This is a genomic window from Planctomonas psychrotolerans, assembly GCF_008642235.1.
In the GTDB taxonomy this organism is placed as follows: domain Bacteria; phylum Actinomycetota; class Actinomycetes; order Actinomycetales; family Microbacteriaceae; genus Planctomonas; species Planctomonas psychrotolerans.
The window spans coordinates 1522891-1546136 of the sequence record NZ_SJEV01000001.1 but is presented as its reverse complement, the minus strand read 5'-3'; the positions used below and the strand labels follow the sequence as shown (position 1 = coordinate 1546136).

At 70.4% G+C, this 23246-nt stretch carries 23 protein-coding genes; 9 read left to right on the top strand and 14 right to left on the bottom strand.

Annotated features, from left to right (window positions below; translation table 11 throughout):
- Positions 1-34: 34 nt before the first annotated feature.
- From purL to EY822_RS06970, 4 genes are all read left to right on the top strand, one after another.
- Positions 35-2419, top strand: a complete 2385-nt coding sequence (purL, locus tag EY822_RS06985) for a phosphoribosylformylglycinamidine synthase subunit PurL (protein ID WP_150307611.1) — start codon at positions 35-37, stop codon at positions 2417-2419.
- Positions 2416-3231, top strand: a complete 816-nt coding sequence (locus tag EY822_RS06980) for an endonuclease/exonuclease/phosphatase family protein (protein ID WP_150307610.1) — start codon at positions 2416-2418, stop codon at positions 3229-3231. The genes purL and EY822_RS06980 overlap by 4 nt, the downstream gene beginning before the upstream one ends.
- A gap of 234 nt (positions 3232-3465) precedes the next feature.
- A complete protein-coding gene (locus EY822_RS06975) occupies positions 3466-4242 on the top strand; it encodes an endonuclease/exonuclease/phosphatase family protein (RefSeq protein WP_150307609.1) in 777 nt (258 codons plus the stop codon).
- A gap of 75 nt (positions 4243-4317) precedes the next feature.
- A complete protein-coding gene (locus tag EY822_RS06970; RefSeq protein WP_150307608.1) occupies positions 4318-6003 on the top strand; it encodes a hypothetical protein in 1686 nt (561 codons plus the stop codon).
- 22 nt (positions 6004-6025) lie between these two features.
- On the opposite strand, the gene EY822_RS06965 is transcribed toward EY822_RS06970, so the two are convergent.
- Positions 6026-6367: a chorismate mutase gene (locus tag EY822_RS06965; protein WP_150307607.1), complete on the bottom strand. Its 342-nt coding sequence runs from the start codon at positions 6365-6367 to the stop codon at positions 6026-6028.
- A 33-nt stretch (positions 6368-6400) separates the two neighbouring features.
- Complete coding sequence (locus EY822_RS06960) at positions 6401-7738, bottom strand: NAD(P)/FAD-dependent oxidoreductase (RefSeq protein WP_150307606.1); 1338 nt, start codon at positions 7736-7738, stop codon at positions 6401-6403.
- A gap of 307 nt (positions 7739-8045) precedes the next feature.
- Between EY822_RS06960 and EY822_RS06955 the strand changes: the two genes are divergently transcribed.
- Positions 8046-8507, top strand: coding sequence for an Hsp20/alpha crystallin family protein (locus tag EY822_RS06955; RefSeq protein ID WP_150307605.1), 462 nt, complete (start codon positions 8046-8048; stop codon positions 8505-8507).
- A gap of 69 nt (positions 8508-8576) precedes the next feature.
- Here the strand turns inward: EY822_RS06955 and EY822_RS06950 are convergent, their stop codons facing one another.
- Positions 8577-8996 carry an organic hydroperoxide resistance protein gene (locus EY822_RS06950; RefSeq protein WP_150307604.1) on the bottom strand — a complete coding sequence of 140 codons (420 nt, stop codon included), beginning with the start codon at positions 8994-8996 and terminating at the stop codon, positions 8577-8579.
- 59 nt (positions 8997-9055) lie between these two features.
- Here EY822_RS06950 and EY822_RS06945 point away from each other — a divergent pair, with 59 nt between their 5' ends.
- The gene (locus EY822_RS06945) at positions 9056-9931 is read left to right on the top strand and encodes an alpha/beta fold hydrolase (RefSeq protein WP_150307603.1); all 876 of its coding nucleotides are present in this window, start codon (positions 9056-9058) and stop codon (positions 9929-9931) included.
- A gap of 7 nt (positions 9932-9938) precedes the next feature.
- Here EY822_RS06945 and EY822_RS06940 read toward each other — a convergent pair whose 3' ends face one another.
- The 8 genes from EY822_RS06940 to cysK form a co-directional block, all read right to left on the bottom strand.
- Entirely contained in the window at positions 9939-10154 is a 216-nt protein-coding gene (locus tag EY822_RS06940) for a hypothetical protein (protein WP_150307602.1), read from the bottom strand.
- Positions 10155-10167: 13 nt separating this feature from the next.
- Positions 10168-11460 (bottom strand): adenylosuccinate synthase, encoded by a 1293-nt coding sequence (locus EY822_RS06935; RefSeq protein ID WP_150307601.1) that lies wholly within the window; start codon positions 11458-11460, stop codon positions 10168-10170.
- Positions 11460-11936 carry a DUF3151 domain-containing protein gene (locus EY822_RS06930; protein WP_150307600.1) on the bottom strand — a complete coding sequence of 159 codons (477 nt, stop codon included), beginning with the start codon at positions 11934-11936 and terminating at the stop codon, positions 11460-11462. The genes EY822_RS06935 and EY822_RS06930 overlap by 1 nt, the downstream gene beginning before the upstream one ends.
- A gap of 50 nt (positions 11937-11986) precedes the next feature.
- Positions 11987-12667 carry a TrmH family RNA methyltransferase gene (locus tag EY822_RS06925; protein ID WP_150308808.1) on the bottom strand — a complete coding sequence of 227 codons (681 nt, stop codon included), beginning with the start codon at positions 12665-12667 and terminating at the stop codon, positions 11987-11989.
- Between the two features lie 63 nt (positions 12668-12730).
- Positions 12731-13861, bottom strand: coding sequence for a hypothetical protein (locus EY822_RS06920; protein ID WP_150307599.1), 1131 nt, complete (start codon positions 13859-13861; stop codon positions 12731-12733).
- Positions 13862-13917: 56 nt separating this feature from the next.
- Positions 13918-14670, bottom strand: a complete 753-nt coding sequence (locus EY822_RS06915; protein WP_150307598.1) for an RNase H family protein — start codon at positions 14668-14670, stop codon at positions 13918-13920.
- Between the two features lie 133 nt (positions 14671-14803).
- Positions 14804-15364: a serine O-acetyltransferase EpsC gene (epsC, locus tag EY822_RS06910; protein ID WP_150307597.1), complete on the bottom strand. Its 561-nt coding sequence runs from the start codon at positions 15362-15364 to the stop codon at positions 14804-14806.
- Between the two features lie 4 nt (positions 15365-15368).
- Positions 15369-16307 (bottom strand): cysteine synthase A, encoded by a 939-nt coding sequence (gene cysK / locus EY822_RS06905; RefSeq protein ID WP_150307596.1) that lies wholly within the window; start codon positions 16305-16307, stop codon positions 15369-15371.
- Between the two features lie 197 nt (positions 16308-16504).
- Between cysK and EY822_RS06900 the strand changes: the two genes are divergently transcribed.
- The gene (locus tag EY822_RS06900) at positions 16505-17467 is read left to right on the top strand and encodes a quinone oxidoreductase family protein (protein ID WP_150307595.1); all 963 of its coding nucleotides are present in this window, start codon (positions 16505-16507) and stop codon (positions 17465-17467) included.
- A gap of 48 nt (positions 17468-17515) precedes the next feature.
- Complete coding sequence (locus tag EY822_RS06895; RefSeq protein WP_150308807.1) at positions 17516-18391, top strand: DNA-methyltransferase; 876 nt, start codon at positions 17516-17518, stop codon at positions 18389-18391.
- A gap of 393 nt (positions 18392-18784) precedes the next feature.
- On the opposite strand, the gene EY822_RS06890 is transcribed toward EY822_RS06895, so the two are convergent.
- On the bottom strand, positions 18785-20950 hold the full coding sequence (locus EY822_RS06890; protein ID WP_150307594.1) for a RecQ family ATP-dependent DNA helicase: 2166 nt from the start codon (positions 20948-20950) through the stop codon (positions 18785-18787).
- 188 nt (positions 20951-21138) lie between these two features.
- Between EY822_RS06890 and EY822_RS06885 the strand changes: the two genes are divergently transcribed.
- Positions 21139-21936 (top strand): HAD-IIA family hydrolase, encoded by a 798-nt coding sequence (locus tag EY822_RS06885; RefSeq protein ID WP_150307593.1) that lies wholly within the window; start codon positions 21139-21141, stop codon positions 21934-21936.
- 24 nt (positions 21937-21960) lie between these two features.
- Here the strand turns inward: EY822_RS06885 and EY822_RS15545 are convergent, their stop codons facing one another.
- Both EY822_RS15545 and pyrE read right to left on the bottom strand, forming a co-directional pair.
- Positions 21961-22692, bottom strand: coding sequence for a hypothetical protein (locus tag EY822_RS15545; RefSeq protein ID WP_150307592.1), 732 nt, complete (start codon positions 22690-22692; stop codon positions 21961-21963).
- Positions 22692-23240: an orotate phosphoribosyltransferase gene (gene pyrE, locus EY822_RS06875; protein ID WP_150307591.1), complete on the bottom strand. Its 549-nt coding sequence runs from the start codon at positions 23238-23240 to the stop codon at positions 22692-22694. Before pyrE ends, EY822_RS15545 begins: the two co-directional genes overlap by 1 nt.
- Positions 23241-23246 lie beyond the last annotated feature (6 nt).

The window sequence follows — 23246 nt, the reverse complement described above, 5'->3', positions numbered from 1 at the left end:
TCCGAGTCGCCCACTTCCAAGGAGTCCTGTTCGCGTGAGCGCAGCCGCCAATCTTCCCGCGAGACCCGCCGCGGACACCGTCACGAACGCCCTTGCCACCCCGGAGAAGGAGCAGCCCTACGCCGCCCTCGGCCTGACGGCGGGAGAGTACGAGCGCATCCGTGAGATCCTCGGCCGCCGGCCCACCAGCGGCGAGCTGGCGATGTACTCGGTCATGTGGAGCGAGCACTGCTCCTACAAGTCGAGCAAGAAGTACCTGCGCCAGTTCGGCCAGAAGGTCAGCCCCGCCATGACGAAGAATCTCATGGTCGGCATGGGCGAGAACGCCGGGGTCGTGGACGTCGGTGAGGGCTGGGCCGTCACCTTCAAGGTCGAGAGCCACAACCACCCCAGCTACATCGAGCCGTTCCAGGGCGCCGCGACCGGCGTCGGCGGTATCGTGCGCGACATCATCTCCATGGGTGCTCGCCCCGTCGCCGTGATGGATCAGCTGCGCTTCGGTGACATCGACCATCCCGACACGGCCCGTGTGGTGCACGGCGTCACGAGCGGCATCAGCTTCTACGGCAACTGCCTCGGGCTCCCCAACATCGGGGGCGAGACGTACTTCGACGCGGTGTACCAGGGCAACCCGCTGGTCAACGCGCTCAGCGTGGGCGTGCTGCGCCACGAGGACCTGCACCTCGCCAACGCCCGGGGCGTGGGCAACAAGGTCGTGCTGTTCGGTGCCCGCACCGGCGGCGACGGCATCGGCGGCGCATCCATCCTCGCCAGCGACACGTTCTCCGAGGGCGGACCCACCAAGCGTCCCGCCGTGCAGGTGGGCGATCCGTTCGCCGAGAAGGTGCTCATCGAGTGCTGCCTCGAACTCTTCGCCGGCAAGCTCGTGGAGGGCATCCAGGACCTCGGCGCCGCCGGCATCAGCTGCGCGACGAGCGAGCTGGCGTCGAACGGCGACGGCGGCATGTTCATCGAGCTCGAGCGCGTGCTGCTGCGCGACCCGTCGCTCACCGCCGAGGAGATCCTCATGTCGGAGAGCCAGGAGCGCATGATGGCGGTGGTGACCCCGGACAAGCTCGAGGGCTTCCTCGCCGTCACCGCCAAGTGGGACGTGGAGACCAGCGTGCTCGGCGAGGTGACCGACACCGGTCGGCTGGTCATCAACTGGCACGGCGAGGAGATCGTCAACGTCGAGCCGCGCACCGTGGCCGTCGACGGGCCGGTGTACGACCGTCCGGTGGCGTACCCCGCCTGGCTCGACGCCCTGCAGGCGGACGGCGCGGGGGCGCTCCCCCGGCCCACCGACGCCGGCGAGCTGCGCGAGCAGTTCCTCGCGCTGCTCGGCAGCGCCAACCTCGCCGACGCGAGCTGGATCACCGACCAGTACGACCGCTACGTGCTCGGCAACACGGCGCTCAGCTTCCCCGACGACGCGGGGATGATCCGCGTCGACGAGGAGTCCGGCCTCGGCTTCGCCATCGCGACCGACGCCAACGGCCGCTACTGCCAGCTCGACCCGTACGAGGGTGCGCGCCTCGCCCTCGCCGAGGCGTTCCGCAACGTCGCGGCCACCGGCGCGACCCCGGTCGCGGTGAGCGACTGCCTCAACTTCGGCAGCCCGGAGAACCCCGAGGTCATGTGGCAGTTCTCCCGAGCGGTCGAGGGGCTGTCCGACGGCTGCCTCGAGCTCGAGATCCCCGTCACCGGCGGCAACGTGAGCTTCTACAACCAGACGGGCGACCAGCCCATCCACCCCACGCCCGTCGTCGCGATGCTCGGCGTCATCTCCGACGTGGCCCTGCGCATCCCGTCCGGGTGGCAGGACGAGGGCAACAACATCTACCTCCTCGGCACGACGGCGGAGGAGCTCGACGGATCGGCGTGGGCCGGAGTGGTGCACGGCCATCTCGGTGGCCGTCCGCCCGCCGTCGATCTCGGCTCCGAGCAGGCGCTCGCCGCCCTGATCCGCGCCGGCAGCGGCCAGAGCATCATCGCGAGCGCGCACGACCTCTCCGACGGCGGCCTCGCCCAGGCCCTGGCCGAGTCGGTGCTGCGCTTCGGCGTGGGCGCACGGGTGTGGCTCGACGAGTTGATGGACCGCGATGGCGTCGACGCGGCCACCGCACTGTTCTCGGAGTCCACCGGGCGCATGATCGTGTCGGTGCCGCGGGAGGATGACGTCAAGTTCGTCGGTCTGTGCGCCGGCCGCGGGTTCCCCGTGCTGCGGATCGGCGTCACCGACGGCGGTGCCACGACGCCGGGCACCTCCTCGGCCGACGTCCCGGACGCCGCCCTCGAGATCCAGGGCCTGTTCACCCTGTCGCTCCGCGAGCTTCGCAGCACGCACCGGTCCACGCTGCCGGCCCGGTTCGCCGCGGATGCCGCCGTTGCGCACGCGATCGACGGGATCCCCGCGTGATCGGCCCGGCCGAGCGCGACACGCTGCACATCGCCTCGTACAACCTGCGGTACGCGAAGACCGGGGTGGCGCCCGGGAACCCCGACTACTGGCCCGAGCGCGAACCCGTGCTCGCCCGCTGGTTGCAGATCGAGCGTCCGACGATCCTCGGCGTGCAGGAGGCGCTCTACTCCCAGGTCGGCGCCGTCGCCCGCGCCCTCCCGCCGTCGTACCGCTGGGTGGGCATGGGCCGCGAGGGCGGCAGCCGGGGCGAGTTCTGCGCCATCTTCTACGCCGCGGCACGGCTCGACCTGGTGGGGTTCGACCACCTCTGGCTGTCCGACACTCCGGACGCGATCGGATCGCGGTCCTGGGGCAACGAGGTGCCGCGCATGGTCACCGAGGCGCACTTCCGCGACCGGACGACGGGGATCGAGTTCGCCGTCCTCAACACGCACCTCGACAACCACGACGACAATTCCCGCGAGCAGAGCGCGCGTGCCATCGTGGAACGCATCCGCACGCAGCATTCCGACGTGCCCGTCATCGTGACCGGCGACTTCAACGCCCCGGCCGGGGATTCCCCGTCGTTCGACATCCTCACCGAGGGCGCGGGCCTTCGCGACACCTGGGTCGCGGCCTCCCGCCGGGTCACCGCGGAGTACGGCACCCGGCCGGACTACACCCGCCCGGTGCAGGGCGGACCCCGCATCGACTGGGTACTCGCCAGCGACCGGGTCGAGGTGCTGACGGCCGCCATCGACCCGTTCACGTCGGAGGGACGCGCCGCGTCCGACCATCTTCCGGTGCAGGCACTCGTCCGCCTGCGCTGATCGCCGCACCGCCGAGCATCGCCGTCGGCGGGCGGAATTCTTTTGCGGTTCCCCGCGTGTTCGCCCTATGCACTGCCCATCGTTCATGAAAACCTTCCACAGTGGACCACGACGATCGTCGAGTGTCAGGAGCTTCTCATTAGCGAGATCACCGTTGCCGAGCCTCAGGCGAGCAGCACCCCGGTCACGTCCGCGCGAGTCTTCGGTCCGGCCGGAGACGATGCCCTCCACGTCATGAGCTTCAATGTGCGCACGATCTCCTCGCGCACGCGGGCAGGTTCTCCCGACTTCTGGCCGTCCCGCCGCACGGCGGTGACCGAGGTGCTCGCACTCGAGCAGCCCACCATCCTCGGCGTGCAGGAGTTGCTGCAGGAGCAGCTGCCCGCCATCGAGAGTGGACTGCCGGCAAGCTACCGGATGCTCGGCGAGGGTCGCGAGGGTGGCGCGAAGGGCGAGCTGGGCGCGATCTTCTACGACTCGTCGCGCCTGACCGCGATCGATTCCGACTCGTACTGGCTGTCGGACACGCCCGACGTCGTCGCGTCCACCACCTGGGGCAACCGGACGACGCGCATGGTCACCTGGGCGCGGCTGCGCGATCGCCGCACCGGCTCGGAGTTCGTGGTGGCGAACACGCACCTCGACCACGAGTCGGAGTCGGCACGACGGAAGAGCGCCCACGCCATAGCCGATCACGTGCGCGGCCTCGACGCCGACGTGCCGGTGATCGTCATGGGCGACTTCAACGTGTCCGTCGAGTCCGAGCCGTACTCGATCCTCACCCATGAGGGCGGGCTGCGGGACGCGTGGCTGTGCGCCCATCGCCGGGCCACGCCCGCGGTCGGGACCTTCCCCAACTACGACGAACCGGTCCCGGGCGGCGACCGCATCGATTGGATCCTCGCCAACGAGCACGTGGAGGTGCTCGAGTCGGCGATCAACCCGTTCCGCTGGAACGGCCGGTACCCCTCGGATCACACTCCGGTTCAGGCTCTCCTGCGCGTCGCCTGAGCGGGGAACGCGTCGGCATTCGCCCCGCCCCGGGATGAGCGCCGAAAAGCGGCGCCTCGGTGTACAAAGGGACGGATGCGTCGTTTCCTGCCGACATTCACGGCCCTGACCGCCTCCGCGGTGCTGCTCGCGGGGTGCGTCGGCGAGCCGAAACCCGATGCGGAGGAGCTGGCGGCCGAGACCGCGCTCCCCGCCGAGCAGCTCACCGTCCTCGGCGACGCGGACCCGGTCGCGAGCGCGGTGGCCACGAGCCGTGCGCTCTTCAGCACCTCCCCCCTCGTCGTCACCGCGCCCGCCGATGACCCCGCGGCTCAGGCCGCCGCCGCGTCGGCGGCCGTCGCCCTCGGCGCGCCGCTCCTGCTCACCTCGCCCGGGTCGGACTCAGCCGACCCGTCGGTCGAGGAGGAACTGACTCGTCTCGATGCCACGACGGTGCTCCGCATCGGCGACCCGGATGCGGCGAACGCCGACAGCGACAGCGACAGCGACAGCGGGAACCGAACCGTTCTCGATGCCGACCCTGCCGATCTCATCGATATGCTGCCCGGTAGCCCCCGGGCGATCGAGGTTCCCGAGCCCGCCGCGGCTCTCGCGGCCGTCGCCGGGTTGACCGCCGAGGACACCGACGTGCTGACCCTCGTCGGGTCGGCATCCGCGGACGGCACCTCGGCGGACGCGGCCGGGGAGGAAGCGGGCGACCTTCCCGACATGGATCGCGGCGAGCCGCAGGGCGACGGCATGCTGCTCGCCATCGACGAGCCCGCCTCGCTCGCCGGCGTGGCCACCGCGCGCGCCGCCGGTGTCGCCGTCTCCCTCGTCCCCGCCGACCGGCCCAACCCGCAGGCGTCGAGCGAACTGATCACGGCGTTGTCCGAGGCGTCGCCCGCAGCGGTGCTCGCGCTCGGGCCGGCGTTCGGAGCGGAACCGAGCCTCGACTGGAAGGTGCGGTCCGCGATGTCCGGGGTGCAGCTTCCCGCGGGCGGTCAACTGTTGTTCCCCGACCACATGTTCGTGGCGCTGTACGGCACACCCGATTCGCCGGTGCTCGGCGTGCTGGGCGAGCAGGGCCTCCCCGAGACCCTCGAGCGGGCCCGCGACACCGCGGCACCGTACGCGGCCCTCAGCGACCGCACCGTGGTGCCGATGCTCGAGATCATCACCACCGTCGCCGCGGGAGACGCCGGACCCGACGGCGACTACTCCAACGAGATCTCGATCGACACGCTGCGGCCCTGGGTCGAGGCGGCCGGCGACGCGGGGATGTATGTGGTGCTCGACCTTCAGCCCGGACGCACCGACTTCCTGACCCAGGCGAAGCTGTACCAGCCGCTCCTCGAACTCCCGCACGTGGGACTCGCGCTCGATCCGGAGTGGCGCCTGAAGCCCGACGGGCGTCATTTGGTGACCATCGGCTCGGTCGGAGCCGCGGAGGTCAACTCCGTGGTCACCTGGCTCGCCGACCTCACCGCCGAGAAGGCGCTACCGCAGAAGCTGCTCGTGCTGCACCAGTTCCAGCTGCGGATGATCAGCGACCGCGCTGCTGTGGACACGTCCCGCGACGAACTCGCCATCCTGATCCACGTGGACGGCCAGGGCAGCCAGCCCGCCAAGCAGGAGACGTGGCGGGTCCTGCACCAGGGTGCTCCGGAGGGTGTGACCTGGGGCTGGAAGAACTTCTACGACGAGGACCTGCCGCCCCTCACGCCGCAGCAGACCATGTCGCAGGTCGAGCCGACGCCCGAACTGGTCACCTACCAGTAACGCGCACTCCGCGCCCGAACGGTCAGGAGGCGGAGCCGCCCGCGATCTGCTCGTGGTGGTGGATGACCTCCGCGACGATGAAGTTCAGGAACTTCTCCGCGAAGGCGGGGTCGAGTCGCGACTCCTCCGCCAGCGACCGCAGCCGGTGGATCTGCATCCGCTCCCGGTCGGGATCGGCGGGCGGGAGACCGTGCGCCGCCTTCAGGCGACCCACCTGCTGCGTGAACTTGAAGCGCTCGGCGAGGAGGTGCACGAGCGCCGCGTCGATGTTGTCGATGCTCCGCCTGATGTCGGTGAGCTCGTCGAGAGCCTCGCGTTCCTCACCGGTGATCGCGGCTCCAGCAGGCCCCTCAGTCATCGCCATGACTCGACACTATCCACTTCCCGCCGCCCGGTCCTACTTGCGATCGTTCGCCGCGACGTTGCGCATGAACGCGTCCCGCGGATGCTCGTGGGCCGACATGGGCGTGATGTCGCGCGGCAGCACGACACCGGTCGCCCACCCGGCGAAGACGCGGATCTTGCGGTTCACGGTGGGCATCGCCATGCCGTGGTACGCCCGGTGCGCGAGCCAGGCAAGCGCGCCGCGGAGCTTCAGGCCCTTGATGTTCGCGGCGCCCTTGCCGAACCCGTAGCTCGCGACGGTGCCCAGGGAGGCGTGACGGTATTCCTCGATCTCCCGGCCCTCGAGCACCGCTGCGATGTTCTTGGCGAGGCGCTTGGCCTGTCGCAACGCGTGCTGCGCGTTGGGCGGGCAGTAGGCCGGCTGCGTCTCCGCGGTGAGGTCGGGCACCTGTGCGTTGTCGCCCGCGGCCCAGGCGCCGTCGACGATGGTGCCGTCCTCGTGCGCGACCTGCAGGTAGGGATTCACGTTTACGTGACCCTTCGGTCCGCGGGGCGCGTTCGTCGCATCCAGCACCGGGTTGGGCTTGACCCCGGCTGTCCAGACGATCGTGTTCGCCGGGATGGTCTCACCGGTGCTCAGCACCACGTCGCCGTCGACGCATGACGTCACGGTGGTCTCGAACCGCACGTCGATGCCTCGGTCGCGGAGTTTGCCCAGCGTGTAGCGGGACAGGCTCGGTCCCACCTCCGGGGCCACCCGGTCGAGCGCCTCGATGAGCACCCAACGCAGGTCGGAACGGTCGACCTCCGGGTACGCGTCGACCGTGATCTTCGCGAGGTCGTTGAGTTCACCGAGCGCCTCGACGCCGGTGTACCCACCGCCGATGAAAACGAAGGTGAGGGCCTTCGCGCGCTCGTCCGCATCGGTGGACGCTGCGGCGAGCGCGATGTTGTCGAGCACCCGGTCGCGCACGTAGACGGCTTCCTCGAGGGTCTTGAATCCCACCGCGTTCTCGGCGAGGCCCGGCGTGGGGAAGGTACGGCTGACGGAGCCGGTGGCGATCACCACGTGGTCGTAGTCGAGGCGCCGGGTCGTGCCCTGCAGGTCGCGCACCGAAGCCGTCTTCGCGTCCACGTCCAGACTCTCCAGCTCGCCGCGCAGCACGTTCGACTTGCGGAGCGCACGGCGGAGTTGCACCGTCACGTTGCGCGGCTCGACCTGGCCGCCCGCGACCTCGGGCAGGAGGGGTTGGTAGGTCATGTACGGGTTCGGTTCGACCACGGTGATCCGCAGGCCCGCGGAGGACGCGTGCTTCTGCAGCTCCCACGCGGTGTACAGGCCGACGTATCCCCCGCCGAGGATGAGGACGTGCTTCGAGCGAGTTGCCATGGGGCGCTCCCTTCGTACCGAACTGCGCATGCCGGCGGACGTCCCGTCCGACCCGTCGGCGTCTTCCATGCTCCTCCGTTCTCCGCCGCGACGCCACCCGATTCCGGCGGGCTCGTGGAGCGGCGGCGGCGATCGGAACGCGGCGAAGGGCGGTGCCCCAATGGCTCCGAATATCGACTTGCACAGGGCTTTTGCTCTGGTGTATAACACTGGTGTAGCCGCCTCGGGGGCCTCGTACAGGGCCCGGCGAGGCGAACACCGTTCGGTTCCTGGAGGGGCCAGGAACCTCGCTGAGGAGGTGATTGGTGTGGCTACTCGAATCGATCCGTTCCGTGACGTCGACCGGCTGATCGATCAGGTTCTGGGCAATGCACGCAACTCCGCGATGATGCCGCTCGACCTGTTCCGCACGGGCGACCACTACGTTCTGATGTTCGACCTGCCGGGCGTCGACCCCGGGTCCATCGACGTGAGCGCCCAGGACAAGACGCTCACCGTGACGGCCCATCGCTCGTCGCACGAGGGCACCGACGTTCAGTGGCTCGCACACGAGCGCCCGACGGGCACCTATGCGCGCCAACTGGTGCTGGGACGGGACGCCGACCTCGAGAAGATCGATGCGACGTTCAACGACGGCGTGCTGTCCCTCACCATTCCGATCGCCGCGGAGTCGAAGCCGCGGAAGATCGAGGTGTCGCACGGGCAGGGTTCGATGCGCGTGGAGGAGAACAGCGCCTCGGAGGTCACGTCGGGCGGCGGCGAGAGCTGACGCACGACGTGCGCACACGGAAGGCCCCCGGCATCGCCGGGGGCCTTCCGTTCTTCTGGTGCGATCCGGTCAGGACACGATGTTGAGTCCGACCTCGATGTTGCCCCGGGTGGCGTTCGAGTAGGGGCAGATGGTGTGGGCGAGGTCAGCGAGCTGCTTCGCCTCGTCCGGCGAGACGCCGGGCACGTAGATGTCGAGGTCGACCGCGAGACCGAAGCCGCCCTCACCGTTCGAGCCGATGGCCACGCTGGCCGATACCGCGGCATCCTTCGTCGTCAGGGTGAGCTGCTTCCCGGCGGCGTGCAGCGCACCCAGGTAGCAGGCCGAATATCCGGCCGCGAAGAGCTGCTCCGGGTTCGTGCCCTCTCCCGAGCCGCCCATCTCCTGGGGCGGGCGGGTGTCGAGCACCAGTCGGTCGTCTTCGGTGCGCACGGATCCGTCACGGCCTCCTCCGGAGGCATGGGCGATTGCGGTGTAAATGGCTTCCATGGGTCAACTCCACCACGAATGTGCGCCGGGTGATTACGCTTCCGGCGTAGCCTCGACCGATGACCGGAAATGCCGAGCCCCGCACGCTGACCGACCTCAAGCCGGAGGACGCCGAGGAGTTCACCCTCGACCGTCCCGAGGGTGCGCTGTCCGCCGTCCGCGTCGTCTCCCGTGGAGACTCGCCGGAGTCCGCACCGGTCGCCGTCCTGGTGCCCGGATACACCGGGTCGAAGGAGGATTTCTACCCGGTCCTCGGACCCATCGCCGATCTGGGCTTCACGGTCGTGGCGTTCTCCCAGCGCGGCCAGTACCACTCGGAGGGCCCGCACCACACCGAACCGCCCACCGACATCAGCGGATACGAGGTCGAGACACTGGGCCGCGACGTGCACTGGGTGCTCGATACGCTCGGCCTCACCGCGCCCGTGCACCTGCTCGGTCACAGTTTCGGGGGCATCGTCGGCATCGAGGCCGTACTGCAGGATCCGTCGCGCTTCCTGAGCTTCACGATGTGGAATTCGGGACCGCGCAGTTGGGCGACGCGCCCCGAGGTCGCGGCCGCGCTCACCGCGGGCGGCACCGACGCGCTCTGGCGATGGGGCAACCCCGGCGCCGAGCCGGAGAACCTCGGTCGGCTGGAGCGCTGGTTCTACGACCGGCTGCGAGCGACCAGTTCCACCCAGCTGCTGGCGGCGGTCGGCATCCTCGACTCCCAGCCCGATCGGGTCGACGAGGTGCGCGAGGCCGGCGTGCCGGTGCTCGTGTCCCACGGCGAGAACGACGACGCGTGGCCGCACGACTGGCAGAAGGACATGGCCGAGCGCCTCGACGCGCCCTACGTCATCGTGCCCGACGCGGGTCACTCCCCGCAGGTGGACCGTCCCGAGGAGAGCGCCAGGGTGCTCGTCTCGTTCTGGCGCTCGGCCGCGGTGTGAGCTGCTGTCAGAGCACGGCGAGGCGGCGCAGTTCGGCGCTGGTCACGTAGCCGAAGCGGTGCAGAGCGCGCCAGGCGGCTGCGTACTGCTCGGGCGACATGTCGGCCGACGTGCGCAGCGCGTCCCGGGTCGCTGTCGTCGCATCCGCTCGGCTGAGGAAACGAGCGAGGTCGGCGGCGTCGGTATCGAGGCGGGGGTCGTCCTGCCACCCCTCCCGGATCATCCGGCGCCCCCGGCTACTGGTTCTCCAGCAGGTCGTGACGCTGGATGATCGCGTCGCGACCCGGGCCCACGCCGATCGCCGAGATGCGCGATCCGCTCATGCGCTCGAGGGCCAGCACGTACTCCCGCGCGGCCTCGGGGAGATCGTCGAACTCCCGGATGCCGGTGATGTCCTCGGTCCAGCCGGGGAACTCCTCGTACACGGGCACCGCGTGGTGGAAGTCGCTCTGCGAACTCGGCACCTCGTCGAACCGCTGACCGTCGACCTCGTAGGCGACGCAGACCGGGATGCGCTCGAGCCCGGTGAGCACGTCGAGCTTCGTCAGCACGAAGTCGGTGACCCCGTTGATGCGCGACGTGTACCTCGCGATCGGGGCGTCGTACCACCCGGTGCGGCGGGGACGTCCGGTGGTCGTGCCGAACTCGAACCCCTGCGCGCGGAGGAACTCCCCCGACTGGTCGAAGAGTTCGGTCGGGAAGGGCCCGGCACCCACGCGCGTGGTGTACGCCTTGACCACGGCGATGACCCGGTCGATGCGGGTCGGGCCGATCCCGGAACCGGTGACCGCTCCCCCCGCCGTGGAGTTCGACGACGTGACGAACGGATAGGTGCCGTGATCCACGTCGAGCATGGTGGCCTGGCCGCCCTCGAACAGCACGATCTTGCCGTCGTCGAGCGCCCGGTTCAGCTCGAGCGAGGTGTCCACGACCATCGGTCGCAACCGCTCCACATAGGAGAGCAGACTCTGCACGACCTCCTCGACCTCGATCGACCGCCGGTTGTAGATCTTCACCAGCATGTGGTTCTTCGCGTCGAGCGCGGCCTCCACTTTCTGGCGGAGGATGCCCTCGTCGAACAGGTCCTGGATGCGCACGCCGACCCGGTTGATCTTGTCGGCGTAGGTCGGGCCGATGCCGCGCCCGGTCGTGCCGATCTGCCGCTTGCCGAGGAACCGCTCCGTGACCTTGTCGAGGGTGCGGTGGTAGTGGGTGATCACGTGCGCGTTGGCGGAGATCTTCAGCTTCGACACGTCGACGCCGCGCGCGGTGAGCGCGTCGAGCTCGTCGAAGAGCACCTCCGGATCGATGACGACGCCGTTGGCGATCACCGGCGTGACGCCGTCGGTGAGGATGCCCGAGGGCAGCAGGTGCAGCGCGTACTTCTTGTCGCCGATCACGACCGTGTGACCGGCGTTGTTGCCGCCGTTGAACTTCACCACGTAGTCGATGCGGCTGCCGAGCAGGTCGGTGGCCTTGCCCTTGCCCTCGTCGCCCCACTGGGCGCCGATGAGCACGATGGCGGGCACTACTCGACGCCCCGGATGACGATGGCCTCGGTGGGCGGCAGGGCGTCGGCGCTCGCGGCCTCGATGGCGTCCACCGCGGTCGGGTCGGCGTCGCGCAGGAAGGCGGTGAGACGGTCGACCTCGTCGGCCTCACCGATGGCCGATGCCGCGCGGCGGAGCGCGTACAGGGACCGCAGCACGCCCCGGTTCGGCTCGTGCGCCCACGGGACGGGGCCCTGACCGCGCCAGCCGGCCTTACGGAGGGCGTCGAGGCCGCGGTGATAACCGACCCGGGCGTACGCGTAGGACTCGATGTGGTGCCCGGCGAGGTAGGCGGCATCCGACAGCAGGGCCCACACCAGCGAGGATGTGGGGTTCGCGGCGGCGATCGCGGCAAGGTCCTCACCGGAGCGAACGCTCCGGTCGAGAGCCTCCGTCACCTCCAGCTCCGGTGGCAGTCGGGTCTCGGGCACACCTAGCAGGTTGTCTCCAGTCACACTCGATCCTATCGCGGGGGCTCCGACACGGGCTGAGTGCGGTGCTGCGGTCAGGGCGCGGGCGGCCCGAAGTCGTGATGCTGCCGCACCCACGAGTGCATGGCGACCGCGGCCGCCGCGGACGCGTTGATCGACCGGGTCGACCCGAACTGGCTGATCGCCACCTGGGCCACGGATGCCGCGAGCGCCTCGTCGCTGAGCCCCGGTCCCTCCTGCCCGAACAGCAGCACGCACTCCCGCGGGAATTCGAAGCGCTCGAGGATCACCGACCCCGGTCCGTTGTCGATGGCGATGATCGGCAGGCCCTGCTGGGACGCCCAGGCGACGAGGTCCGACACGTCGGGGTGGTGCACGACGTGCTGATACCGATCGGTCACCATGGCGCCGCGCTTGTTCCAGCGCTTGCGTCCGACGATGTGCACCGTATCGGCGGCGAACGCGTTGGCGCTGCGCACGATCGAACCGATGTTCATGTCGTGCTGCCAGTTCTCGATCGCGACGTGGAACGGGTGCCGGGTCGCGTCGAGGTCGGCGACGATCGCCGCCATGCTCCAGTAGCGGTACCGGTCGATCACGTTCCGCGTATCGCCCCGCTCCAGCAGCTCGGGATCGAACTGCTCGCTCGTCGGCCACTCCGCGCGGCCTCCCGGCCACGGACCGACACCGTGCGTGGTGTGCTCCACGCTGGGCTCGGGCCGCGGGGCGCCGTCGCCGGGCGCCCCGGTCGGCACGGGAGGTTCGGGGGAAGGCACGACCGACAGGCTATCGCCCGGGTGCCGGCCCTCGCCCTACCGTCAGCGCAGCACGGAGATGGCCTGGATCTCGATCGCTCCGGACGGTGCCCAGGTCAGCTCGGCCAGTGCCGGAGCGGGGGTACCGTCCGCCCCGCTCGTCATGGTCACCCCGTGGTAGGGCAGGGGCAACGTGATGCCGTTCGACACGAACAGGTCCTCGGTGGTGCAGGTGCCGGCGGCCGCCTCCCGGTCCTGGAGGAAGAGGCACACCTCGCCGCGGTCGCGATACGCCCAGACCCGGAGGGTGTCATCGGCGTACAGCAGCCGTCCGGACACGTGGGGGGAACCGAGGAAGTACTCCTCGGGCAGTCGGTCGGTCTCGGTCGGAGCGCGACCGAATACCTCGAGTGCGCGCGCCGTGTCGGCCGCCGATCCGGGCTCGAGGGTGGAGTTCGCGGCCGGGGTGGCGTCGATGCCGCTCGAGACCACGGCCCAGGTGAGGGCTGCGCCGAACACCAGCCCGAGCGCGGCGAAGAGCGCCGGAACGGTCGGGCCCGCCCGTCGCGCCCGGAGGAGCAGCGCGGGCAACCATGGACGTGCGCCGTCCACGGGACCGCCCGGGCCGTCCGCGCCGTCCGCGCCGTCCGCGTTCGGGCGGCCGGCACTCGGCGCTGCCGCACTGGGCGCTGCGGCGTCTCGGTCACCGTCGCGAACGCGGAGTCCCGCGGTCCCGCTCGGGAGTGCGGGCGCTGCGGGCCCCGTCGCGGCGGGGTACGCCGAAACCGTCGTCGCCGTCGCGGTCGCCCGGTCGGCCTCGCGTCGGCGCGCGAAATCGAGCAGGCCCTCCATCGCCGCCGCGTCGGCGTCGATGCGCCCCCGGCACGCGACGATGCGCGCCTCGGCCTCGCGCATGCGCAGCCGCTCCCCCGTGGCGGGCGACACCACCTCGACCAGCGCGGAATCCTGACCGTCCCGCGAGTACAGCGCGCGACGCAGCGTCTCCAGCTCGCCGGTCGGATCCGGACGCCCGGAGGGTGCGGGTGAGCCCGGGTGAGCGGTCCACCACAGGGCGTCACGCACGTCGTGACGCCCGGCATAGTGGTCCGCGAGCACTCCGGCGAGTCCCGGATCGCGCTCGATCTCGGTGAGCAGTCGCGCGGCGGCGCGGCTTCGCATGCCGTCATCCGTCATCGCGCCTCCTCGCCCGTGCGGTCAGCGTAACCCCGGGGAACGCAGGGAGGGAGCCCCTAGATGAGACTCCGCAGGAGTTCGTCCACGCTCACCCCGGTGGCCCGAGCGCGGCGCACGAGTCGATCGTGCTCGTCGGCGCTCAGCGCCAGGGTGATGCTGTGCAGTCCGTCGAGTTCGGCGGCGACGTCGGGGTCGTCCCCGTCCACGTCCTCGCCGTCGAACGAGAAGAGCGAGGGCTGCACCGGAGCCCGCCCGGACACGTCGACGTGCACGTCGACGTGCGACTCGTCCCCATCGTCGACGTTGACGTCCGCATCGCCCGCGGGCATCGGGGCAGACACGTTGGGTGCCCCGGTCCAGCCGGGACCGGAGGGGATCGCGGTGCCGCGTTGATAGGCCTCGGCCACCGCGCGGGCGCGCGAGTCGGCGGCCTCGTTGAGCGGGTGATTGGCGTGACCCTTCACCCACTCGAAGCGATACCGGCGTCCGGCGAGCGCGACGTCGAGCTCCTTCAGTAGCTCGAGGTTCATCACGGGCTTGCCGTCGCCCTTGCGCCAGCCCTTCGCTTTCCAGCCGCGCATCCACTTGGTCACGGAATTGATGACGTACTGGCTGTCGCAGAGCACCAGCAGATCGTCGTCGAGGTGCGCGGTCGCCCGGAACAGTTCCAGCACCGCCTTGAGCTCGCCCTGGTTGTTCGTGGCGTGCTTCCAGCCGCCCGCCGCCCAGCAGTCGTCGTCGACGTACCAGGCCCAGCCCGCGGGCCCGGGGTTGCCGAGGGCGGATCCGTCGGCGGCTGCGATGATCACGGGCGTACCTTTCGGGGAGGGATTGGCGCATACGCGCGGAGCTACCCTATTCGCGTCGACCGATGGGCTCGGCGGTCGGGCAGCTGGATACTCGACGGTGCGGAGCCGATTCGCCTGCCGCCGCCGGTGGGGGCTAGATGTAGAGCGCGGGGTCGACGTGCGGGTCGGGCGCCGGTGGGGCGCTCTCCCGGGTGTCGGCGGCGGGGATGCCGGTCAGCACCGAACCGGGGGGCGCCGATCGCACCACCACCGCGTTGGCACCGACGACCGTGTCGTCGCCGATCTCGATGGGCCCCAGCAGCTTCGCCCCGGCGCCGAGGGTGACCCGGTTCCCCACCGTGGGGTGCCGTTTGCCGGGCCGCAGGCTCTTCCCGCCCAGCGTGACACCGTGGTAGATGACCGCGTCGTCGCCGACCTCCGCCGTCTCGCCGATCACCACCCCCATGCCGTGATCGATGAACACGCGTCGCCCGATCGTCGCCCCCGGGTGGATCTCGACCCCGGTGAGGAATCGCGACACGGCGGCGAGGACCCGCGCGGGGAGCCGGATGCCGCGCCGCCAGAGCCCCGACGACAGTCGGTGCAGCCACACGGCGTGCAGCCCGGAGTAGGTGAGAGCGAGCTCGATCCGGCTCCGCGCCGCGGGATCGTGGCGGCGCGCCGCCCGGATGTCCTCGAGAACGTTCGGCAGCACGACGTCAGTCGCGAAGGTCTTCGTACAGCACCGTGGACAGGTAGCGCTCACCGAAGTCGCACACGATCGCCACGATGGTCTTCCCGGCGTTCTCCGGACGCTTCGCGAGCTGCAGCGCCGCCCAGATGATGGACCCCGACGAGATACCGCCGAGGATTCCCTCCTCAGCCGCGAGTCGGCGAGCGGTCGTCACCGAATCGTCGAGCGACACGTCGATGACCTCGGTGTACACAGACGTGTCGAGGATCTCGGGAATGAAGTTCGCGCCGATGCCCTGGATCTTGTGCGGTCCGGGCGAACCACCGTTCAGGATCGGCGAGTCGGCCGGCTCGACGGCCACGATCTGCACGTCGGGCTTGCGCTCGCGCAGCACCTGTCCGACCCCGGTGATGGTTCCTCCGGTGCCGACGCCGGCCACGAAGATGTCCACACCGCCGTCGGTGTCCGCCCAGATCTCCTCCGCGGTAGTGGCGCGGTGCACCGCGGGGTTCGCCTCGTTCTCGAACTGCTTCGCCCAGATCGAGTTCGGCGTGTTCGCCACGATCTCCTTCGCCTTCTCGACCGCGCCGCGCATCCCCTCCGGCCCGGGAGTGAGCACGATCTCGGCACCGTAGGCACGCAGCAGCATCCGACGCTCCGTGCTCATCGTCTCGGGCATCGTCATGATCACGCGGTAACCCCGTGCCGCGCCCACCAGGGCGAGAGCGATGCCGGTGTTTCCACTCGTGCCCTCGACGATGGTGCCACCGGGCTTCAGCGCGCCGGACTTCTCCGCCGCATCGATGATGGCGACACCGATACGGTCTTTCACGCTGTTGCCGGGGTTGTAGAACTCGAGCTTGGCGAGCACCGTCGCCTCCGAGCCATCGGTGATGCGGTTCAGTCGAACCAGTGGCGTGCGCCCGACGGCTTCGGTGATGTTCGAGTAAATCTGACCGGCCATGACGGCTCCTCCTTCTCGGGGCCATCGTCGGCCCGGCATCGGCTGCCGCAACGGGACGGGAAGCCGTGCCGCGAGCCTAGCCAACGGAGTCGGCGACAGGCTGAGCCGACGGGCCTTCGGGGATGGCGCGTGCTTGACTGGGGGAACGCCAGATCCGCCGCAGCGCGTCGGATGCGAGCGGTCAGGAGAGGACGGACATGCCGAACGCGATCGTCGCCGACCGGGCCGGAGGGCCCGGGGTACTGAAGTTCCGCTCGGTGGAGCGACCGGCGCCGGGACCCGGAGAGCTTCTCGTCGAGGTCAGCGGGATCGGCGTCAACTTCATCGACACCTATCAGCGCAGCGGCGTGTATCCGGTGCCCTTCCCGTTCACGCCGGGCGGCGAGGCCGCCGGACGCGTGGTCGACGTGGGCCCGGACGTCACGGGCTTCTCGGCCGGTGACCGCGTGGCCACGGCGGAGGGCGCCCGCACGTACGCCGAGTACGCCCTGATCCCCGCGGCCAAGGCGCTCCGCGTGCCCGACGGTGTGGATGACGAGACCGCGGCGGCGATCCCGCTGCAGGGGATGACCGCGCACTACCTGGCCACATCGGTGTACCCGGCGAAGGAGGGCGAGTGGGCGCTCGTGCACGCCGGTGCGGGCGGCACCGGCCTGCTCCTCACTCAGCTGCTCAAGAGCCGCGGTGCCCGGGTGATCACCACCGTCTCCACCGACGAGAAGGCTGAGCTCTCCCGCGGGGCCGGGGCCGACGAGGTGATCGGCTACGACGGATTCACCGAGCGCGTACGGGCGATCACCGGCGGGGGCGCGGACGTCGTCTACGACGGCGTGGGCAAGTCCACCTTCGACGGCTCACTGGCGAGCCTGCGGGTGCGCGGCTTCCTCGCCCTGTTCGGCGGAGCATCCGGTCAGGTGCCGCCGTTCGACCTGCAGCGCCTCAACTCGAGCGGGTCGATCGTGATCACGCGTCCCTCTCTGGCGGCGTTCCTGCTGACGCCGGAGGAACGGGCGATGCGCGCCTCCGACCTGTTCGACGCCGTGCTCGCCGATCGGCTGAAGGTGCACATCGGCGGCGTCTACCCGCTGGCCGATGCCGCGGCGGCGCACGCCGACCTCGAGTCGCGCTCCACCACCGGGAAGCTCGTCCTGCGGCCCTGAGGCACTCACCGACGGCGCGAGACTCGGGACTGCGTTAATGTCGGGATGGTGGGCGATCTCGGCTGGGCGGTGGACGGTCCGAATCTCGTCGTGCACGCCGACAACCTCTCGGTTCTCCCGGATCTCCCCGACGGCGCCTTCCCGCTGATCTACCTCGACCCGCCGTTCAATACCGGCCGCACCCAGTCCCGGCAGAGCACCACCGTCGAGCGCGCCGGCGGTGAACGCGCGGGTGATCGCGTCGGGTTCGGGGGCCGGAGCTATGCCACCACGAAGGGGTTGCTCTACTCCTACAGCGACACGTTCGCCGACTACTGGCAGTTCCTCGAGCCGCGCTTGATCGAGGCGTGGCGCCTGCTGAGCGACACCGGAACCCTGTACCTGCACCTCGACTACCGCGAGGTGCACTACGCAAAGGTGCTGCTCGACGGGTTGTTCGGCCGGGAGTGCTTCCTCAACGAGATCGTCTGGGCCTACGACTACGGCGCCCGGTCGAAGCGGCGGTGGCCGACGAAGCACGACAACATCCTCGTGTACGTGAAGGACCCGGCGAAGTACCACTTCGACTCCGCCGAGGTGGATCGGGAGCCGTACATGGCGCCCGGCCTGGTGACGCCGGAGAAGGCGGCGCTCGGCAAGCTGCCGACCGACGTGTGGTGGCACACGATCGTGTCCCCCACCGGCCGGGAGAAGACCGGTTATGCCACCCAGAAGCCCGAGGGGATCCTGCGGCGCATCGTCTCCGCGTCGAGCGCCCCGGGCGACTGGGTGCTGGACTTCTTCGCCGGCAGCGGCACGACCGGTGCCGTCGCCGTCGCGCTCGGGCGCCGCTTCGTGCTCGTGGACGAGAACGAGACCGCCGTCGACGTCATGCGCGCACGCCTCGGGTCCGACACCCGCTTCGTCGCCCGGCGACCGGACTGAGGAGGTCGCTGAGGTTGATACGGCGCTGAGCTAGATACGGTCGCTGAGCGGAACGACGGTCGATACGGTCGCTGAGCTCGTCGAAGCGACGATCCCGCGCGTCGCGTCCCTTCGACAGGCTCAGGGACCGTAAGGGGCACGACAGTGGACACGGTCGCTGAGCTCGTCGAAGCGACGATCCCGTGCCTCGTGTCCCTTCGACAGGCTCAGGGACCGTGGGGGCACCACCCTTCGACAAGCTCAGGGACCGTGGGGGGGTACGACAGTGGACACGGTCGCTGAGCTCGTCGAAGCGACGTTTGCGTGCGTCGCGTCCCTTCGACAGGCTCAGGGACCGTAGGGGGGCTCAGGGACCGTGGGCGCTCAGGGACCGTGAGGGGCGGGGACCGCGGGTCAGCCCTGCTGGGCTAGGGCGAAGGGCAGCACCCGGGTGGCGCCGGCGCGTCGCAGAGCACGCGCGGCGACCGTGAGCGTCCACCGGCTGTCGACCAGGTCGTCGACGAGCAGCACGGGTCGCGGATGCGCCGCCAGCTCGCGGGCCAGGTCGTCCGGCACGACGAAGCGCGGATACACCCGACCGAGCCGGAACACGCTGTTGCCGCGATCCGTGCCGCGCGGATCGTCGGACGTGAGCGCGAGCGAACCGAGGAACGGCAACCGTCCGACCTCGGCGATTCGCCGGGCGAGCGACGCGACCAGGCGGGGGCGACCGAGCGACGGCATGTGCACCACCGCCGCGGGACGCTCGGCCCAGTCCCACTCGGCCAGCACCCGCACGCAGGCGCCGATCAGCGCGTCGGGCACCTCGGCGTCCTCGGCTCCAGCGGCGAACACCTCGCGCAGGCGGCCGCCCCAGCCGAGGTCGGTGAGCCGGGCGAGCGCGCGACCCGGGTCGCTCACCTCGTCGGCCGCGATGGCACCGGACAGGGGCACGCCCACGCTTGCCGTGCCCGTGGGCCAGCGGAGGCGCGGCTCGATCGGCAGGCCGACGCGGTCGAGCGCGGACGCGGCCGTGGACGCGGCGCCGGGCTGTAGGTCGGTGGGGTACCAGGCACCCGCGCACCGGTCGCACCGCCCGCACGGCGTGGCCGTGTCGTCGTCGAGCGCCCGCTGCAGGAACTCCATGCGGCACCCGGCCGTGGTCTCGTAGTCGAGCATCGACTGCTGTTCGCGCACACGTTCGGCGGCCACCTGTTCGTACCGCTCGCGGTCGTAGGTCCAGGGCACGCCCGTCGATGTCCAGCCCGACGACTCGCGTCGCACCGCGCCCTCCACGTCGAGCACCTTGAGCAGCAGATCGAGTTGCGTGCGCCGCAGGCTCACCCGCGACTCGAGGGCGGGCACCGACAGCGGCTTGGTACTTTCCGCCAACGCCTCGATCACGGCGTGGGCGGAGTGCTCGTTCGGCATGGATGCGGTGGCGAAGTACTGCCAGATGTCGGGATCCTCGACGCCCGGCAAGAGCAGCACGTCGGCGTTGTCGGTGCCGCGCCCCGCGCGACCGACCTGCTGGTAGTAGGAGACCGGCGACGACGGCGCACCGAGGTGCACCACGAAGCCGAGGTCCGGCTTGTCGAAGCCCATGCCGAGCGCGCTCGTGGCGACGAGCGCCTTCACCTCGTTGCGCAGCAGCTCGCCCTCCGCCTGCTCGCGATCGGCCGGATCGTCGCGGCCCGTGTAGGACTTCACGGCGTGACCCGCCTCGCGCAGGAGGCGCGCGGTGTCCTCCGCCCCCGCCACGGTGAGGGCGTAGATGATGCCGCTGCCCGGCAGGTCCTCCAGGTGACTGAGCAACCAGCTGAGTCGATCCCGGTTGTTGTCGAGCCGGAGCACTCCGAGCCGCAGCGAGCGGCGGGCGAGCGGACCGCGGATGGTGACGACGGGGACGCGAGGCGCATCGTCGGCGGCCGAGCCACCGGCCGATCCCACGCTCAGCTGTTCCTCCACGTCGGCCACCACCCTCGAGTTGGCGGTCGCCGTGGTCGCCAGCACCGGGACGGTGTCGGGCACGGACGAGATGAGATCGCGCAGTCGCCGATAGTCGGGCCGGAAGTCGTGACCCCAGTCGGAGATGCAGTGCGCCTCATCGACCACGAGCAGTCCGAGGCGCGCGCGGAGCGCCGGAAGCTGCTCGTCCCGGAACCGTGGGTTATTCAGCCGCTCGGGCGACACCAGCAGGAGGTCCACCTCGTCAGCGTCGAGCGCGGCGAGGAGCTCGTCCCACTCGTGAGTGTTGCTCGAGTTCATGGCGACCGCACGCACACCCGCCCGCCGGGCGGCGGCGACCTGATCGCGCATGAGCGCGAGCAGCGGCGACACCAGGAGGGTGGGTCCGAGGCCGCGCTCCCGCAGCAGCAGAGTCGCGACGAAGTACACCGCGGACTTGCCCCACCCGGTGCGCTGCACGACGAGGGCGCGCGACCGATCCTCCACCAGGGCCCGGATCGCCTCGAACTGGCCGTCGTGGAAGCCGGCGTCGTCGCGCGAGACGAGACGGGCGAGGTGTCGCTGAGCCTCGGCGTGCAGGTCGGTCACGGCGGGGGCGTCGGGGGAAGACATGCCCCCATGGTGTCACCCGCCCCCGACTCGCGACCGGGGAAGGCCCATCGACCCCGGCGTTCCGTGCACGAATCACCGAGAGCCGGGGCCGGGAGGAGAAGTGTCCGGGGGCTCGACACAAGGCCCGTGCCGAGCCGGTCGCCGACCGGCCGCTTCGGTAGCCTAGGCACGACGCGAAAGAGGAGCCCATGAGCAACCGGAACGACATCGAATGCTGGTTGACCGACATGGACGGCGTGCTGGTGCACGAGAACCGTGCGCTCCCCGGTGCCGCGGAGCTGCTGCAGCAGTGGCGCGACCAGGGCAAACCCTTCCTGGTGCTCACCAACAACTCGATCTTCACGCCCCGGGACCTGAGCGCCCGCCTCCGCGCGTCCGGCCTGACGGTGCCCGAGGAGGCGATCTGGACGTCGGCCCTCGCCACCGCAGCCTTCCTGGAGCAGCAGATGCCCGGCGGCAGTGCGTTCGTGATCGGCGAGGCGGGACTCACCACCGCCCTGCACGAGGCGGGCTTCATCATGACCGACACGTCGCCCGACTACGTGGTGGTCGGCGAAACCCGCAACTACTCGTTCGAGGCGATCACGCGCGCCATCCGCCTGATCAACAAGGGCGCCCGTTTCATCGCCACGAATCCGGACGCCACAGGCCCGAGTGCGGAGGGCCCCATGCCGGCCACGGGCGCCGTCGTCGCCCTCATCAGCAAGGCGACCGGCGCGGAGCCCTACATCGTCGGCAAGCCGAACCCGATGATGTTCCGCTCGGCGCTCAACCGCATCGGCGCCCACTCGGAGAGCACGGGCATGATCGGCGACCGGATGGACACCGACATCGTCGCCGGGATCGAAGCCGGACTGCACACCGTGCTCGTGCTCACCGGCATCAGCGATCAGGCCGAGATCCTCCGCTATCCCTTCCGCCCGAACGAGGTGCTGAACGGCGTCCATGAGCTTCTCGAGGAGGGGCCGGTGGAGTCCGAGCTCTGATCGAGTGCGGGATGGCGCAGGACCCTACGGCGCGGCGGCGAGGGTCCCGGTGAGCGGCTCCCCGTTCGCCCGGGTGACGAAGCAGAAGTAATCGCGCTGCCCGACGTCCCACTGCTCCGCGGTCGCCGGATAGGCACCCTCGATACGGAGATCGGGATACGCGGCAGCCGCCGGGCCGATGACGGTGGGAGTACTGCAGAGCAGGCAGAGCTGCGCGGCGATCGTTTCCGCGCCGGGATAGCGGTCGGCGTCCGTGGGGAATGGTGCCCGGGTCACGAGTTGAGCCGGATGCGGCAGTCCGCAGTCCACGACCGTGTACTCCCCCGCCCACGGCCCGGGGTACGGGTCGATGCACTCGCCGCCACCGAGCTCGTCCCACGCGTGGATGCCCGGCGTCACGGGAGCCCCGGGCGACGGCCGAGCCGTGAGAGTAGGAGTCGGCGTCGGCGTCGGCGTCCGGGTGGAGGTGGGGGTGGGGGACGCGGTCGAGGTGCCGGGAGCCGCCGGAGTCGCGGAATCCGCGCCGGTGAGGCTCAGTCGCGTGCCGAGGAAGAAGAGCGCGGCGAGCGCCAGCACGGCGGCGAGGCCGATGCCGACGAGCAGCAGCACGATCTGGCGCTTGCGGCGGACCTCGTCGGCTGCCGCGAAGGTCGCCCGTGCGCCGGGGTCCGGATGCGGGACGGACTCGCGACCGGAATCGGCGGACCCGTGGTCGCCGGACGGTTCAGCTTCGCCACCCTCTCCGTGGCGCGACACTACTTCAGCCCGAGATCATCGAGACCGATCGCGTAGAGGTACCGGTAGCCGGCGTCCTCGATGACGCGTCGGGCATCGGTATCCCGGTCGACGACCACGGCGACGGCCGCGATTTCGGCTCCGGCCTTGGTCAGCGCCTCGATGGCCTTGAGCGGCGACCCGCCGGTGGTGGAGGTGTCCTCGAGCACGATCACACGCTTGCCGGCGACGTCCGGGCCCTCGACCTGTCGTCCTCGGCCGTGGTCCTTCGGTTCCTTGCGCACCACGAAGGCGTCGTAGCGCAGCCCGCGCGCCGCTCCCTGGTGCAGCACGGCGGCGGCGACGGGGTCGGCGCCCATGGTGAGGCCGCCGACGGCGGAGACGTCCGGGATGTCGGCGATGAGGTCGAGCATGACCTCGCCGATGAGCGGGGCCACCCGGGAATCGAGACTCACCCGGCGCAGGTCCACGTAGTAGCTCGCCTTCTTGCCGCTGGTCAGCGTGAAGTCGCCGTGGAACACGGCCTCGGCCGAGATGAAGTCGATCAGTTTCTGGCGCGCATCCGTCACGCCCTC

What these genes read in the sequence shown, in the direction of transcription:
- EY822_RS06975 (WP_150307609.1), top strand. Translation starts at nt 3,466, where the DNA reads ATGAGCTTCAATGTGCGCACGATCTCCTCGCGCACGCGGGCAGGTTCT.
- EY822_RS06970 (WP_150307608.1), top strand. Translation starts at nt 4,318, where the DNA reads ATGCGTCGTTTCCTGCCGACATTCACGGCCCTGACCGCCTCCGCGGTG.
- EY822_RS06965 (WP_150307607.1), bottom strand. Translation starts at nt 6,367, where the DNA reads ATGGCGATGACTGAGGGGCCTGCTGGAGCCGCGATCACCGGTGAGGAA.
- EY822_RS06960 (WP_150307606.1), bottom strand. Translation starts at nt 7,738, where the DNA reads ATGGCAACTCGCTCGAAGCACGTCCTCATCCTCGGCGGGGGATACGTC.
- EY822_RS06950 (WP_150307604.1), bottom strand. Translation starts at nt 8,996, where the DNA reads ATGGAAGCCATTTACACCGCAATCGCCCATGCCTCCGGAGGAGGCCGT.
- EY822_RS06945 (WP_150307603.1), top strand. Translation starts at nt 9,056, where the DNA reads ATGACCGGAAATGCCGAGCCCCGCACGCTGACCGACCTCAAGCCGGAG.
- EY822_RS06940 (WP_150307602.1), bottom strand. Translation starts at nt 10,154, where the DNA reads ATGATCCGGGAGGGGTGGCAGGACGACCCCCGCCTCGATACCGACGCC.
- EY822_RS06920 (WP_150307599.1), bottom strand. Translation starts at nt 13,861, where the DNA reads ATGACGGATGACGGCATGCGAAGCCGCGCCGCCGCGCGACTGCTCACC.
- cysK (WP_150307596.1), bottom strand. Translation starts at nt 16,307, where the DNA reads ATGGCCGGTCAGATTTACTCGAACATCACCGAAGCCGTCGGGCGCACG.
- EY822_RS06900 (WP_150307595.1), top strand. Translation starts at nt 16,505, where the DNA reads ATGCCGAACGCGATCGTCGCCGACCGGGCCGGAGGGCCCGGGGTACTG.
- EY822_RS06890 (WP_150307594.1), bottom strand. Translation starts at nt 20,950, where the DNA reads ATGTCTTCCCCCGACGCCCCCGCCGTGACCGACCTGCACGCCGAGGCT.
- EY822_RS06885 (WP_150307593.1), top strand. Translation starts at nt 21,139, where the DNA reads ATGAGCAACCGGAACGACATCGAATGCTGGTTGACCGACATGGACGGC.